We start from the raw sequence: 14,495 nt of genomic DNA, 5'->3' as shown, positions 1-14,495 counted from the left end.
CCCGCCCTGCCGGCGCCGGGAGGCAAGGTCCATGCTGTGGCTCGCCCTGTACCTGCCGGAACTGCCCCTGGAGGCCCCGGGCTGCAGCAGCCCGGGACAGGGCGCGCTCGCGGTGACCGAGCATCAACGGATCCTCCGGGGGAATGCCGCGGCCGCGGCCGGCGGCGTACACAGCGGCCAGACCCCGAGCGAGGCCCGGGCGCTGATGCCCGAGCTGCAGCTGCTCCCCCGGCAGCGGCAGGAGGAGGCCCGGTGCCTCCGGCACCTGGCGGACTGGGGGTATCAGTTCAGCAACCACGTCAGCCCGCGCACGCCGGACGGGCTGCTGCTGGAGATCGGTGCCAGCCTGCGCCTGTTCGGCGGGCTGCCCGCTCTCCTTGGGCATCTCGCAGAGGCATTCGATGGCTTCGGCCATAGCTACTGCCGGGGCATCGCGCCCACGCCCACGGCCGCCTGGCTGCTGGCCCGGGCCGGTGACAGCAGCCCCGTCGAGACTCCCCGGGCCCTGCGCGAGCGCCTGGCGCAACTGCCCTGCCATGTCCTGGAGCTTCTCCCCGGGCAGCTCCACGCTTTGCAGGGGCTGGGGTTGCATACGCTGGCAGACTGCCTGCAACTGCCGCGGCGCGACCTGGCCCGGCGCTTCGGGCGCCCGCTGCTGCTGCAGCTGGAACATGCCCTGGGGGAGCGCCCGGACCCCCGCCCGGCGCACCAGCCGGCGTCGCGCTTCGACCGCTACCTGGAGCTGCCCGCGGAGGCCGGCGACATCCAGTCGCTGGGGTTCGCGCTGCAACGCATCCTGCGGGAGCTGGCCGGTCTGCTGCGGGCCCGGGAAGGGGGTGTCCAGAAACTGGCGCTGGAGCTCCATCACCGGCGCCAGGCCCCCACCTGCCTGGAGATCGGCCTGCTGCGCCCGGGCCGCGACCCCGAGCACCTGCTCACGCTCTGCCAGCACCGGCTGGAGCGGGAACCGCTGGCGGCCCCGGTCACCGCGCTGCAGCTGCGCGCCGGTCACATCCTGCCGCTGCCCCCGGAGCCCGTGCCGCTACTGCCGCACGCGGAGCAGGCCCCGGCGGAGAAGCAGGCGCACCTGAGCGAGCGGCTGCAGGCCAGGCTGGGCGAGCACGCGGTCACGGGCCTGGACACCGTGGCCGACCACCGGCCGGAGCGGGCCTGGTGCCCGCAGACCGGCACCTCGTTCACCACCCAGGCCGCCCCCGGGGAGCGTCCCGCCTGGCTGCTCCCTCACCCCCAGCCGCTGGACTGGCACCAGGGACATCCCTTCTGGCACGGCCCGCTGCGACTGGAATGCGGCCCGGAACGCATCGAGACCGGCTGGTGGGACGGCGACGACATCAGCCGCGATTACTACCAGGCCCGGAATCCCCGCGGCAGCCGGGTCTGGGTCTTCCGGGAGCGGCGCGGCGCGCGGCGCTGGTTCCTGCACGGGTTCTTCGCCTGACCCGATTTGACACACCCGGCCCCCCACCCTACGTTCAAAGAAGGGACTCAGTGACCCGGAGGACTCCCGTCATGCGACATTCACTTCTGAACCTGTGCATCGGCCTCATCCTGTTCGCCCTGGCCGGCGCCGCCACCGCCCAGGACGAACCGCTCACCATCGCCATCCCCTCGGGGTTCGTCCCCTTCATGTTCGAGGAGGACGGCGAATGGACCGGCTTCGAGATCGAGCTCTGGGAAGCCATCGCCGAGGAGAACGGCTGGGAGTACGAATACAACACCATGAACTTCTCCGGCATCATCACCGCCCTGCAGACCGGCCGGGTCGACGGTGCGCTGGCCGCCATCACCATCACCTCCGAGCGGGAAGAGACCATGGACTTCTCGCACGCCTACTATGACAGCGGCCTCATGCTCATGGTGCGCGCCGACGAGGAGGAGATCCAGGGCATCGACGACCTGGACGGCAAGACCCTGGCCGTGACCACCGGCACCACCAGCGACGCGTACGCCCAGGAGAACCTGCCGGATACGGAGCTGACCCGGTTCCCCCGGGCCGAGCAGGCCTATCTGGAGGTCCGCGCCGGGCGCGTGGACGCCGCCCTGCACGACACGCCCAACGTGCTCTACTACATCGAGAATGCCGGTGACGGCGACGTCAAGGCGGTGGGCGAGAACCTGGAGGCCCAGTCCTACGCCATGGCCTTTCCCCAGGGCAGCGAGCTGCGCGATGCCGTCAACATCAGCCTGCTGGGCATGATGGAGGACGGCCGCTACGCCGAGCTCTACGAGCGCTGGTTCGGCAAGGAACCCAGTCCCCGCTGATCGCGCCCCGGGCCTCCCGCTCTCCTGCGGGAGGCCCCTCCTAGGAGCGTTCCCGCACCGAGGTACCGTCCATGGATTTCCGCTGGGATGTGGTCTGGACCGCCATGCCGCAGATGGTCGAGGGCGCGCAGCTCACGGCCCAGATCACCCTGCTGGGGATCGGCGGAGGCATGGTCATCGGCACCCTGTGCGGGCTGATCATGGCGTTCCGCCTGCCGGTGATCCACTGGCTGGTGTTCGCCTATATCTCGGTCATCCGGGGCACGCCCATCGTCGTCCAGGCGATGTTCATCTATTTCGCCCTGCCCATGGCCGCGGACATCGCCCTGAGCGGCTTCGTCGCCGCCTCCCTGACCCTGGCGCTGAACGCCGGCGCCTACATCACCGAGATCGTCCGCGGCGCGGTCCAGTCCATCGATCGGGGGCTGACCGACGCCGGACTGGCCCTGGGACTGTCCTACCCGCAGGTGCTGGTCTCCATCGTCGGGCCGCTGGCGTTCCGGCGCACCATTCCGCCCCTGGGCAACCAGTTCATCATCAGCCTGAAGGACTCGGCGCTGTTCCTGGTCATCGGCGTGGCCGAGCTCGCCCAGCAGGGGGAGCAGCTCACCGCCCAGACCGGCCGCGCCCTGGAGATCTGGACGGCGGTGGCGGTGTTCTATCTCGCCATGACCTTCAGCCTGGCCGTGATCATGCGGCTGATCGAGCGGAGGATGACGATCCTGTGAGCCTGATCGCCTGCAGCAAGCTGACCAAGCATTTCGGCGACACCCCGGTGCTCCGGGACATCGACCTGGTCGTGGAGGCCGGCGAGGTGGTGGTCATCGTCGGCGCCTCCGGCTCCGGGAAGTCGACCCTGCTGCGCTGTATCAACGTGCTCGAGCCCATCACCTCGGGCACCCTGGAGGTGGACGGCAAGCGCCTGGGCGAGCGGGGCACCAGCCCGCGGGCCATTCGCCGGGAGACCGGAATGGTCTTTCAGCAGTTCAACCTGTTCCCGCACATGACGGCCCGGGAGAACGTCATGCTCGGCCCGCGCAAGGTCCGCCGCCAGGGCCGCGCCGAGGCCCGGGCCACGGCGGACCGGCTGCTGCAGCGGGTCGGCCTGCTGGAATGGGCGGATCAGCGGCCCAGCCAGCTCTCCGGCGGCCAGCAGCAGCGGGTGGCCATCGCCCGGGCCCTGGCCGTCAACCCCAAGGTCATGCTCTTCGACGAGCCCACCTCGGCCCTGGACCCGGAGCTGCGCGGCGAGGTGCTGCAGGTCATGCAGGATCTCGCCGCCGAGGGCATGACCATGATCATCGTCACCCACGAGATGCGCTTCGCCGAGGCCGCCGCCCACCGCCTGATCTTCATGGACGACGGCCGCATCGTCCACGAGGGCCACCCCGGAACCCTGTTCGCCAACCCGCCCTCGGAACGCTTCAGCGACTTCCTCGGCCACGTGAAGACATAAACCGGCTTTCAACAGGACGGAGCTCCTGGTCTCACAAGTGGCTTGCGGCCGGGGTCGATGGTTGGCGGGGTGTATCCGGGTGGGCTCCGGAGCTCCGCTTACGGCCCCTGCTTCATGTGAAGCAGGGGCCTATCCTCCGCTCCGGCGCTGCGCAAAGTCGCCCACCCGGATACACCCCGCCAACCATCGACGGGCACCGCCAAGCGCCGATCCACCCCCCAAAGGCTGAACTCCGGCACGCGCTGGAGCGGGGCGTCCGGTCACGGACCGTCTGCGGCCAGGACGGCCGCAGTCGAGCCTACAGGGACGTATTCACGGCGTGTCCGTGACCGGACGCCCCGCTCCAGCGCCCTCGAATCAGGACCTCACTCACCCCGACGTACCCGCGCCAACCAACGACCCGACCGCAAGCCACAAACAGGCAATGACCCACTGTGAACTGAAAACTCAGAACCGAAAACTTCACTGTATAACTGTATTTTTATACAGTATTCACATGGCCTACGCTGAGCTTCACTGCCTGACCAACTTCACCTTCCTGCGCGGCGCCTCGCACCCCGAGGAGCTGGTGGAGCGCGCCGCCGCGCTGGGGTATCGCGCCCTGGCGGTCACCGACGAGTGCTCCGTGGCCGGTGCCGTGCGCGCGCACCAGGCCGCCCGGGAGCACGGGCTGCAGCTCGTCATCGGAACAGAGCTGCGGCTTGACGACGGCCCGGCCGTGGTGCTTCTGGCGCCGCACCGGCAGGCCTACGCCCAGCTGTCCGCGCTGATCAGCCTGGGCCGCACCCAGGCCGACAAGGGCAGCTACCGCCTCCGGCGCAGCGAGATCGAGGGCGCCGTGCCGGACTGCCTGGCATTGCTGCTGCCGGCCACCCCGGCCGGTGACGAGGAAACCGCCTGGTTCGGGGCACAGTTCCGCGGCCGCGGCTGGATCGCCGTGGAGCTGTTCCACGGCCCGGACGATGCCGCCCGGCTCGCCGAGCTGGAAGCCCTGGGGGCCGCCCACGGCCTGCCCCTGGTCGCCGCCGGCGACGTCCACATGCACCGCCGGGGCCGGCGCGCCCTGCAGGATACGCTCACCGCCATCCGGCACAACCGGCCCGTCCACGAGCTGGGCCACGCACTGCTGAGCAACGGCGAGCGCCACCTGCGCCCGCCGGAGCGCCTGCGGCGGATCTACCCGGAGCCCCTGCTCGCCGAGAGCGCGGACATCGCCGCCCGGTGCCATTTCTCCCTGGACGAGCTGCGCTACGAGTACCCGGAGGAGCTCGTGCCGGACGGAGCGACTCCTGCCTCCCACCTGCGCGGGCTGACCCGCGCCGGCGCCGCCCGCCGCTGGCCCGGGGGCACACCCGCCGCCGTGGAGCAGCAGATGGAACGGGAGCTGGCGCTGATCACCGAGCTGCGCTACGAGGCCTATTTCCTCACGGTGCACGACGTGGTGGCCTTCGCCCGCAACCGCGGCATCCTCTGCCAGGGCCGGGGCTCAGCGGCCAACTCCGTGGTCTGCTATGCCCTGGGCATCACCGAGGTGGAACCCGCCATCGGGCAACAGCTGTTCGAGCGCTTCATCTCCCGGGACCGGGGCGAGCCGCCGGATATCGACGTGGACTTCGAGCACGAGCGCCGGGAAGAGGTGATCCAGTACATCTACCGCAAGTACGGCCGCCACCGGGCTGCCCTGGCCGCCACGGTGATCAGCTATCGGCCGCGCAGCGCCCTGCGCGACGTGGGCCGGGCCCTGGGACTGGAGCCGCACCAGACGGATCAGCTGGCCCGGGCCATGCAGTGGTGGGACGGCAGCACCATAGCGCCCGAGCGCGTGCGCGAGGCGGGTTTCGACCCGGACAACCCCGTCATCCACCGGGTACTGACCCTGACCCGGGAGATCCTGGGCTTTCCCCGGCATCTCTCCCAGCACGTGGGCGGCTTCGTCATCTCCCGCGGGCCGCTGGCGGAGCTGGTACCCACGGAGAACGCCGCCATGGAGGGGCGCTCCATCATCCAGTGGGACAAGGACGATCTGGAGGCCCTGGGGCTGCTCAAGGTGGACGTGCTCTCCCTGGGCATGCTCACCGCGATCCGCAAGGCCCTGGCCCTGCTCCCGCGGCACTACGGCCAGACCTGGACCATGGCGGACATCCCCCGGGAGGATCCGGCCGTCTACGCCATGCTCCGGCGGGCGGATGCCGTCGGGGTCTTCCAGGTGGAATCCCGCGCCCAGCTGGCCATGCTGCCGCGCCTGAAGCCGAAGGCGTTCTACGACCTGGTCATCCAGGTGGCCATCGTGCGCCCGGGGCCCATCCAGGGGGACATGGTGCACCCCTATCTGCGCCGTCGCGAGGCGCCGGACTCCGTGGACTACCCGAGCCCGGAGGTCCGCGACGTCCTGGCCCGGACCCTGGGTGTGCCCATCTTCCAGGAGCAGGTCATGAAGCTCGCCGAGGTGGCCGCCGGCTTCAGCCCCGACGAGGCCGATCAGCTCCGCCGGTCCATGGCGGCCTGGCGCCGGCGCGGCGGGCTGGCCCACTTCGAGCAGCGCCTGCACGAGGGCATGCGCGCCCGGGGCTACAGCGACGCGTTCGCCGCGCGCATCTTCCGCCAGATCCAGGGGTTCGGCGAGTACGGGTTCCCGGAGTCCCACGCGGCGAGCTTCGCCCTGCTGGCCTGTATCTCTGCCTGGCTCAAGTGCCATTTCCCGGCGGCATTCACCTGCGCCCTGCTGAACAGCCAGCCCATGGGCTTTTATGCGCCGGCCCAGCTGGTGCGCGATGCCCGGGAGCACGGCGTCGAGGTCCGCACCGCGGACGTCACCGCCAGCACCTGGGACTGCACGCTGGAGGACACCGGCACGGCGCCCGCCCTGCGGCTGGGGCTGCGCATGATCAAGGGGCTCTCCCGGCAAGGGGCGGAGCGCCTGATTGCCGCCCGGGAGGAGGACGGCATCGGCAGCGTTGCGAACCTGGCCCGGCGCGCCCGGCTCGGGCGGCGCGACCTCGACGCCCTGGCCGACGGGGGCGCCCTGCAGCCGCTTGCCGGCCACCGGCGCAATGCCTGGTGGCAGGTCCTGGGCGTGGATACCGGGCGCCCGCTGCTGGCGCAGGCCGGCCACGGCGACGACACCCCGCCCCTGGAGCCGCCCACCACGGGCGAGGACCTGGTGGCCGACTACGGTCGCCTGGGCCTGAGCCTGGGGCCCCACCCCGTCGCCCTGCTCCGCGATCCGCTCCACCGCCGGCGCTTCCGCAGTGCCGCGGAGCTGCACCGGCTGGAGAACACCCCCGTCGCCCGCGCCGCCGGCATCGTCATCAACCGCCAGCGCCCCGGCTCCGCCGGCGGGGTGACCTTCATCACGCTGGAGGACGAGACCGGGGTCGTGAACGTGGTGGTCTGGCGCCGCCTGGGCGAGCGGCAGCGCCGCGCCCTGCTGGAGGCGCGGCTGCTGGGGGTCGTCGGCCGCTGGGAGCAGCGCGACGGCGTCTGCCACCTGATCGCCGGGCGGCTGGAAGACCACTCGGCGCTGCTGGGCCGGCTGCCCACCAGGTCACGGGATTTCCACTGAACCTCCCCGGGTCGCGCCCTTGCCACAAGGCCTGCCACACGGGCCTGTTAGACTGTGGCGAGACAATACTCCCACAAAGGTTGCCAACATGCCCCAGAGCCTGGGAATCACCGAGCTGGTCGAAACGGTCAGGAACGAGACTCCCCTGGATGCCGCGGAGATCCTGGTCAAGCTGCCTCCGGACGAGATCCAGTTCATCCTCTCGCGCCTGCCCGCCGAGCAGGCCGCCGCCGTCGCGTCTCATCTCGCCGAGAGCGCGGCCCCCGAGGATGCCGCCACCAAGGCCGTCCTCTCCGGTATCGAGGAAACCATCGGCGAGCTCATGACCCCCGCCCCGGCGATCCTGCCGGCCGCCAACACGGTCGCCGAGGCCCTGGCGTTCCTGGTCAAGAGCATGGACATCTCGGAGATCAGCTACATCTTCGCCACCGACGAGCAGCGGCTGGTGGGCATCGTCGGCATGCGCGACCTGCTCCTGGCCAAGCCCTCCGAGACCCTGGCCGGCATCATGCTCCGCAACCCCTTCTCCTTCCGCGCGGACACCCCCGTGAGCGAGGCGGTGGACGAAGTGCTGTACCGGCACTATCCCATGTACCCGGTGGTCGACGAGCAGCAGCACGTGGTTGGCGTCGTCCACGGCTGGAAGCTGTACGAGCGCATCGCCTCGGAGCTCAGCGGCCAGGCCGGCACCCAGTACGGTGTCGCCAAGGAGGAGCAGATCAACACCTCCGTGTTCGCCGCGTTCCGCATGCGCCACCCCTGGCTGCAGGTCAACCTGATCACCGCCTTCGCCGCCGCCTTCGTCGTGGGCATGTTCGAGGACACCATCACCCAGGTCGTGGCCCTGGCCGCGTTCCTGCCCGTACTCGCGGGCCAGAGCGGCAACACCGGCTGCCAGGCCCTCGCCATCACGCTGCGCGGTATCACGCTGGGCCAGATGCGCAACTACCCGGTCAGCAGACTGCTACGCAAGGAGATCCTGCTCGGCGCCCTGAACGGGGCCCTGGTCGGCGTCATCGCCGGCATCGCGATGTTCGGCTACGCCGTGGCCACCGGCTCCCTCCAGCCGGTCCTGCTGGGACTGGTCATCTTCATTGCCATGATCGGTGCCTGCGTGGGCAGCGGCATCTTCGGCGTCATGGTGCCGCTGGTCCTCAAGCGCTTCGGGGCCGATCCGGCGACCGCCAGCAGCATCTTCCTGACCACGTTCACCGATATCATCGGCATGGGCCTGATGCTGTTCCTGGCCACGCTGGTGATTCTCTGAGCGTCCCTGCTGTCCCCTGCCGGACAGCAGGGGACGGCCGCCCCGCACCACGCACCCGTGCCCGCCCCGGCGCCTCAGGTCCCGGCCGACTCCACGGCCCGGGCGGTCGCCCGCCGGTCCGCCGCGATCCGGCTGCCGAGCCACCGTCGGCGCAGCGCCAGCCGGGCCGCCTTGACCCGATCCATGACCGAAGTCGACGTATACGCCACGATGATCAGGGCGAACAGTTGCCACCAGCGGGCGCAGTAGACCTCCGCGCCGGCGGGGCTGCCCTCGAAGTCCCAGGGCCCGCGGTAGACGACGTTGGGCAGGACGCGCTTCTGCGTCCGCGCGAGCTTGGGATGCACCGAGCCGCCGAATATCCACTTCCTGCGCGCGCGGAGCGCATCGACGGCGGAAAGAAGATAGACATTGTTCCGTTCCTGGCTGGTCAGGTGCGCCCGGATCAGCCAGAAGCAGGTGATCTCGCAGGCATCATTGCCGTCGAAATAGCGCGCGATACCGGCCTCCGATCGCACGGGCTCGGGGATCATCTGCCGGTAGCGCAGAGGCCCCTGGCTGTTGATGGTGTAGCCGCCGATCATCCGCCCCTTCTTGTAGAATGCGCGAACCGTGTCGGCATTCAGGAAATAATCGGGATCGATGGGATTTCTGCAGAGCCTGGAGAAATTCTCCGAGAATTTCCGGATCTCGTTCGCCTCGCGAATAATCATGCTCTTCATTTTTCATTCCTCTGACGGTTTGTTGACCAGATGTGCGCTACGATTGGGCCAGTCTGTTCACCCCAGACGGGGTTTGATACCGTGAATCGACGGACGATCCGCCGCATGCAATTGCTAACCTTTCGGGAGACATTGCCAAGTCCCCCGAAAGGTTAGTAACAAAATAGGAAATCTCCCGCGTGTTTGAAGTTGCGGAAGCGGATATCGGGGTACGGGACTGCCGGACAGCGTCCCGGAGCAAGAGGAATGACGGCCCCGTGCCGACGGGGTCGGCGGCGGCTGTCAGTGAACGCCGGCCCGGCGGTGTCGGGGCCGGCCGCAACGGGAAAACGCCCGGAGCTCATGGCTGACAACCGCGCGACCATCGACCCACAACGCCTGCTGGTGCTGCAGACGCTGCTCGCGTTCACCGTCGGCGGTTGCCTGCTGTTCAGCGCACTGAACATCCAGCGCGGGGTCTACCCGCTGGCGGCGATCGAGCTGCTCATCGGCATGTTCTCGGCCTGGCTGCTGTACTGGATCGCCCGCAACCGCCTCACCCAGCGGTGGATCATGCTCTACCTGGTGCTGTTCTTCGGCACCATGATGATCGCCATCAGCACGCCGGACGGCACACCCACGATCTTCGTCTGGGTCTTCCTGATCCCGCTGATCTCCCACCTGCTGCTGGGGCGCCGGCACGGCCTGCTGATCTCGGTGCTGTTCCTGTCCCTCTCGGCGGCCATCTACTTCCAGCGGGCGGGGGACGACAGCGAGCTGATGAGCACCATCGCGATCGCCAACGTAGTCCTCTGCGCCCTGGTGATCATGGCCCTGTCGTACGCCTATGAATCGGCCCGGGAACAAACGGAGCAGCGGCTCCACAGGCTGGCGACGACGGATGCGCTGACCGGGCTGCCCAACCGGTCCGCACTGGAGCCGGCCCTGGAGCGCAAGCACGCGGAAGCACGACGGGAAGGGGCGTCATATGCGCTGCTGTCCATGGACCTGGATCACTTCAAGGCGATCAACGACCAGCAGGGCCACAATGCCGGGGACCGGGCCCTGCAGGTGTTTGCGGACCTGCTGCGGCAGCGCCTCCGGGCCAGCGATCTGCCGTGCCGCTGGGGCGGCGAGGAGTTCCAGGTGCTGCTCAGCGGCACCGGGCGGGAGGGCGCGCTCCACATTGCCGAGACCATCCGCGCCGCGGCGGCCGCGACGGACGTCACGACGGACGACGGCATCACGTTCCGGGTGACCGTCAGCATCGGTGTCGCCGTATACCCGGAGGATGCCGACGACCCGGCAACCCTGCTGGTCATGGCGGACCGGCGGCTCTATTACGCCAAGGAGACGGGCCGGAACCGGGTCATCGACCGCACGCCGGCTCTCCCCGAAGAGGAGACCCGGCGGGCCGATGGCTAGTTGGTGTCCTAAGCCCGCCGCCAGGTGCTGCCGGAGGGGCTGTCCTCGATGACGATGCCGCGGGACTGGAGATCATCCCGGATCCGGTCGGCGGCGACGAAGTCCTTTGCCCGGCGGGCGGCCTGGCGCTGCTCCAGCAGGGCGTCGATGTCGGCCGCCGTGAGCCCCGGGACCACCTCTTCCGTCTCCCCGCCCTTGAGGTAGTCCTCGGGATCCGTCTGCAGTAGCCCCAGGACGCCGCCGAGCTCCCGCAGCAGCCCGGCGAGCCGGGCCGCCCCGGCCGTATCCGACTCCCGGGTGCGATTGACTTCCCGGGCCAGATCGAAGAGCACGGCCAGTGCCTCCGGGGTATTGAAATCGTCGTCCATGGCCGCGCGGAAGCGCTCCCGGAACGTGCCGCCGGCCTCCCCCGGTGCCGCCGGCTCCAGCCCGCGCAGGGCCAGGTACAGCCGCTCCGCCGCGCCGCGGGCGTGCTCCAGGGCGTCGGCAGTGTAGTTCAGCGGGCTGCGGTAATGGCTGGACAGCAGGAAGTGGCGCACTTCCTCCGGGCGGTACTGCGCCAGGATGTCGCGCACGGTGAAGAAGTTCCCCAGGGACTTGGCCATCTTCTCGTCGTCGACGCGCACGTGACCGTTGTGCATCCAGTAGTTCACGAACGGGTGGCCGCTGGCCCCCTCGCTCTGGGCGATCTCGTTCTCGTGGTGGGGAAACTGGAGATCCAGGCCGCCGCCGTGGATATCGAAGTGCTCCCCCAGGTGCGAGGCCGACATGGCAGAGCACTCGATGTGCCAGCCCGGCCGGCCCTCGCCCCAGGGCGACGGCCAGCTGGGCTCGCCGGCCTTGGCCCGCTTCCACAGCACGAAGTCCCCCGGGTGGCGCTTGTCCTCCTCGACGTCCACCCGCGCCCCGGCACGCAGGTCCTCGGGCCGCTTGCCGGAGAGCTTGCCGTACGCGGGGAAGGCGGCCACGTGGTAGTAGACGTCGCCGCCGGTCCCCTGGTAGGCGAGGCCCTTGTCCATGAGCCGCTGGATGAGCGCCTGCATGGCCTCCACGGACTGCGTCGCCCGCGGCTCGTGGTCCGGCGGCAGCACCGCCAGCGCCCGCTCGTCCTCGTGCATGGCCTCGATGAACCGGTCCGTGAGCACATCCGGCGCGACGCCGGTCTCCCGCGCCCGGTTGATGATCTTGTCGTCGATGTCGGTGATGTTGCGCACGTAGGTGAGCCGGTAGCCCAGGTAGCGGAGATACCGCGCCACCGCATCGAAGACCACCAGCGCCCGGGCGTGGCCGAGATGGCAGTAGTCGTAGACGGTCATGCCGCAGACGTACATGCGGACCTCGCCTTCCCGGATGGGGCGGAAGACCTCCTTGGACCGCGTCAGGCTGTTGTAGATCTCGAGCATGCAACCGTCTCCGTATCGGGTTTTACTGGTCGTCGCCGGCGGCCAGCTCCGCCGCCCGCCGGAACCGCCGCCGCGCCTCTTCCTCGCCCAGCAGCGCGTGCACCGCCGGCAGCTCCGGCCCGTGAGCGAGCCCCGTGAGCGCCACGCGCAGGGGCATGAACAACGACTTGCCCTTGCGCCCGGTGGCCGCCTTCACGGCGGCGGTGACGGCCTGCCAGTCGCCGTGGGCCCGGGCCGCCGCCTGGAAGAACGCCGGCCCGGCGTCCCGCAACCAGGCGCGACCGGACGCGTCCGGCTCCCAGGCGTCACCGAGCAGGACGGCGCACCACCGGCGGACATCCTCCGGGAACCGCACATTATCCCGCACCGCGGCCGCGAACGCCGCCTCCCGGTCCGCCGGCAGGGCATCCCCCGCCGCCGCGCGCATCCAGGCGGCCATGCGCTCGGCGGACAGCGCCTGCACGGCCTCGCGCTGCCAGTGCTGCAGCTGCTCCGGATCGAACCGGGCCGGGGCCCGGCCCAGGCGCTCCAGCGCAAAGTCGTCCGCCAGGGCATCCAGATCCAGCAGGCGATGATCCTCGTACACATGACCCAGGCGCGCCAGGTGATTCACCACCGCCTCCGGCAGAAAGCCGGCATCGCGCAGCTCGCTCACCGCCCGGCTGCCGTTGCGCTTGGACAGCGGCGCGCCGTCCGCGCCGGTAATCATGCTGATATGGCCGTAGGCGGGCGCGGCCAGCCCCAGCGCCTCCAGCAGCAGCAACTGCCGGGGCGTGTTGGTGACATGATCCTCGCCGCGCAGCACGTGGGTGATGCCCATGAGGGCATCATCCACGGCATTGCTGAAGAAAAAGGCCGGCGTACCGTCCGCCCGGCGGATGATGAAATCCCCCAGGTCATCCGTGGCAAAGCGCTGCGTGCCGCGGACGCGGTCGTCGAACGCCACCGTGCGCCCGCCGGGGACGCGGAAGCGCAGGGTCGGCCGCAGGCCCCGCTCCAGCCGTGCCTGGCGTTCCGCGCGGGTGAGGTTCGCGCAGGTGCCGGGGTAGCGGGGGGCCTTGCCGGCGGCGCGCTGGGCCTGCCGGGCCCGCTCCAGCTCCTGCTGCGTGCAGAAGCACGGATACGCCTGGTCGGCGGCCTCCAGCTGCGCGAAGTATTCGTCGTACACCGCCTGGCGGGCCGACTGGGCGTAGGGCGCGCAGGGGCCCTCCACCCCGGGCCCTTCCTGCCAGTCGAGCCCGAGCCATTGCAGGTCCTCGCACAGCTGGTGCACGTGCTCGGCACGGGAGCGCTCGGCGTCGGTATCCTCGATGCGCAGCACGAAGTCGCCGCCGTCGCGGCGCGCGAGCAGGGCGTTGAACAGCGCCGTGCGCAGGTTGCCGATGTGCAGCAAGCCGGTGGGGCTGGGCGCGAAACGCGTGCGCGTGCGCCGATCGGGGTCCGGGTACGTGCCGTGCTCGCTCAAACCGCTGGCCTCCTCGTCGGGCGCGCCATCATAGCCGAGTCCCGCGGCCGGCCCAACCGCCCTGCGGATGCAACCCCGCCCGGGGCATACCATTGGCCCGGGCGGCCGTCCGCTTATCGGCGGGGCGCGACACTGGTACGATGCCGTCTCGTCCGAGCAATCCTGACGGCAAGGAACCCGCCATGCTGCCCACGGTCTTCATCGCCGACCTGCACCTGGATGAACGCCGGCCACGGATCGTCCAGCTGTTCCTGCAGTTTCTCCAGGAGACCGCCGGCCGCGCTGACGCCCTGTACATTCTCGGCGACCTGTTCGAGGCCTGGATCGGCGACGACGCCGTGCCCGCCGACCATCCCGTCCTGGCCGGGCTGCGGGCGTTCGCCGCCACCGGCACGCCGCTGTACGTCATGCGCGGCAATCGTGATTTCCTGCTGGGCGAGGGCTTCGCCGAGGCCACCGGCGCGCGCATGCTGGACGATCCCACCGTCATCCGCCTGGGCGACGAGCCCGTGCTGCTCATGCACGGGGATCTCCTCTGTACGGACGACCGCGATTACCAACAGTTCCGCGCCATGGTCCACGACCCGGCGTGGCAGCGGGAATTCCTGGCCCGCTCGGTGGAGGAGCGCCTGGCCCTGGCCCGGGAGGCCCGGGACGAGAGCACCTCCCACACCAGCGCCCTGGCGGGCGGCTCGGAGGCCATCATGGACGTGAACCCGGATGCCGTGCGCGAGACCATGCGGGAGCACGGGGTCCAGCGGCTCATCCACGGGCACACCCACCGGCCGGACACCCATACCTTCGAGCTGGACGGCCGCCCGGCCACCCGGATCGTTCTCGGTGACTGGTTCGAGCAGGGCAGCGTGCTGCGCTACCAGGACGGCGACTACCAGCTGCGTGAGATCCCGGTCGGATAACGCCCGCCGGCCCCGG

General features: G+C 70.1%; 11 protein-coding genes. 8 read left to right on the top strand and 3 right to left on the bottom strand.

The features are described from left to right. The first annotated feature begins 31 nt into the window (after nt 1-31). The 6 genes from QWY84_RS14500 to QWY84_RS14475 all read left to right on the top strand — a co-directional run bounded on the left by QWY84_RS14500 (nt 32) and on the right by QWY84_RS14475 (nt 8,568). On the top strand, nt 32-1,459 hold the full coding sequence (locus QWY84_RS14500) for a Y-family DNA polymerase (protein ID WP_290203517.1): 1,428 nt from the start codon (nt 32-34) through the stop codon (nt 1,457-1,459). Between the two features lie 71 nt (nt 1,460-1,530). Then, nucleotides 1,531-2,283, top strand: coding sequence for a glutamine ABC transporter substrate-binding protein (locus QWY84_RS14495; RefSeq protein WP_290203516.1), 753 nt, complete (start codon nt 1,531-1,533; stop codon nt 2,281-2,283). A gap of 71 nt (nt 2,284-2,354) precedes the next feature. After that, nucleotides 2,355-3,011, top strand: a complete 657-nt coding sequence (locus tag QWY84_RS14490; protein WP_290203515.1) for an ABC transporter permease subunit — start codon at nt 2,355-2,357, stop codon at nt 3,009-3,011. Beyond that, on the top strand, nt 3,008-3,739 hold the full coding sequence (locus QWY84_RS14485; protein ID WP_290203514.1) for an amino acid ABC transporter ATP-binding protein: 732 nt from the start codon (nt 3,008-3,010) through the stop codon (nt 3,737-3,739). The genes QWY84_RS14490 and QWY84_RS14485 overlap by 4 nt, the downstream gene beginning before the upstream one ends. Before the next feature lie 496 nt (nt 3,740-4,235). Beyond that, a complete protein-coding gene (locus tag QWY84_RS14480) occupies nt 4,236-7,301 on the top strand; it encodes an error-prone DNA polymerase (protein ID WP_290203513.1) in 3,066 nt (1,021 codons plus the stop codon). An 88-nt stretch (nt 7,302-7,389) separates the two neighbouring features. After that, complete coding sequence (locus QWY84_RS14475; protein ID WP_290203512.1) at nt 7,390-8,568, top strand: magnesium transporter; 1,179 nt, start codon at nt 7,390-7,392, stop codon at nt 8,566-8,568. Nucleotides 8,569-8,642: 74 nt separating this feature from the next. Here the strand turns inward: QWY84_RS14475 and QWY84_RS14470 are convergent, their stop codons facing one another. Beyond that, nucleotides 8,643-9,290, bottom strand: coding sequence for an LptA/OstA family protein (locus QWY84_RS14470; protein ID WP_290203511.1), 648 nt, complete (start codon nt 9,288-9,290; stop codon nt 8,643-8,645). 342 nt (nt 9,291-9,632) lie between these two features. Between QWY84_RS14470 and QWY84_RS14465 the strand changes: the two genes are divergently transcribed. Then, on the top strand, nt 9,633-10,694 hold the full coding sequence (locus QWY84_RS14465) for a GGDEF domain-containing protein (RefSeq protein ID WP_290203510.1): 1,062 nt from the start codon (nt 9,633-9,635) through the stop codon (nt 10,692-10,694). 8 nt (nt 10,695-10,702) lie between these two features. Here the strand turns inward: QWY84_RS14465 and cysS are convergent, their stop codons facing one another. Beyond that, nucleotides 10,703-12,097 (bottom strand): cysteine--tRNA ligase, encoded by a 1,395-nt coding sequence (cysS, locus tag QWY84_RS14460; protein ID WP_290203509.1) that lies wholly within the window; start codon nt 12,095-12,097, stop codon nt 10,703-10,705. A gap of 22 nt (nt 12,098-12,119) precedes the next feature. Continuing rightward, nucleotides 12,120-13,562: a glutamate--tRNA ligase gene (gene gltX / locus QWY84_RS14455; protein ID WP_290203508.1), complete on the bottom strand. Its 1,443-nt coding sequence runs from the start codon at nt 13,560-13,562 to the stop codon at nt 12,120-12,122. Between the two features lie 182 nt (nt 13,563-13,744). Between gltX and QWY84_RS14450 the strand changes: the two genes are divergently transcribed. Further along, entirely contained in the window at nt 13,745-14,479 is a 735-nt protein-coding gene (locus QWY84_RS14450; RefSeq protein ID WP_290203507.1) for a UDP-2,3-diacylglucosamine diphosphatase, read from the top strand. The last annotated feature ends 16 nt before the right edge of the window (nt 14,480-14,495 follow it).

Source organism: Aquisalimonas lutea, from assembly GCF_030409225.1.
Taxonomy (GTDB): Bacteria; Pseudomonadota; Gammaproteobacteria; order Nitrococcales; family Aquisalimonadaceae; genus Aquisalimonas; species Aquisalimonas lutea.
This window is presented reverse-complemented; position numbering and strand designations above follow the sequence as displayed.

Coding starts and splice junctions, on each gene's coding strand:
- QWY84_RS14500 (WP_290203517.1), top strand. CDS start 32: ATGCTGTGGCTCGCCCTGTACCTGCCGGAACTGCCCCTGGAGGCCCCG.
- cysS (WP_290203509.1), bottom strand. CDS start 12,097: ATGCTCGAGATCTACAACAGCCTGACGCGGTCCAAGGAGGTCTTCCGC.
- QWY84_RS14480 (WP_290203513.1), top strand. CDS start 4,236: ATGGCCTACGCTGAGCTTCACTGCCTGACCAACTTCACCTTCCTGCGC.
- QWY84_RS14450 (WP_290203507.1), top strand. CDS start 13,745: ATGCTGCCCACGGTCTTCATCGCCGACCTGCACCTGGATGAACGCCGG.
- QWY84_RS14475 (WP_290203512.1), top strand. CDS start 7,390: ATGCCCCAGAGCCTGGGAATCACCGAGCTGGTCGAAACGGTCAGGAAC.
- QWY84_RS14470 (WP_290203511.1), bottom strand. CDS start 9,290: ATGAAGAGCATGATTATTCGCGAGGCGAACGAGATCCGGAAATTCTCG.
- QWY84_RS14465 (WP_290203510.1), top strand. CDS start 9,633: ATGGCTGACAACCGCGCGACCATCGACCCACAACGCCTGCTGGTGCTG.
- QWY84_RS14495 (WP_290203516.1), top strand. CDS start 1,531: ATGCGACATTCACTTCTGAACCTGTGCATCGGCCTCATCCTGTTCGCC.
- QWY84_RS14490 (WP_290203515.1), top strand. CDS start 2,355: ATGGATTTCCGCTGGGATGTGGTCTGGACCGCCATGCCGCAGATGGTC.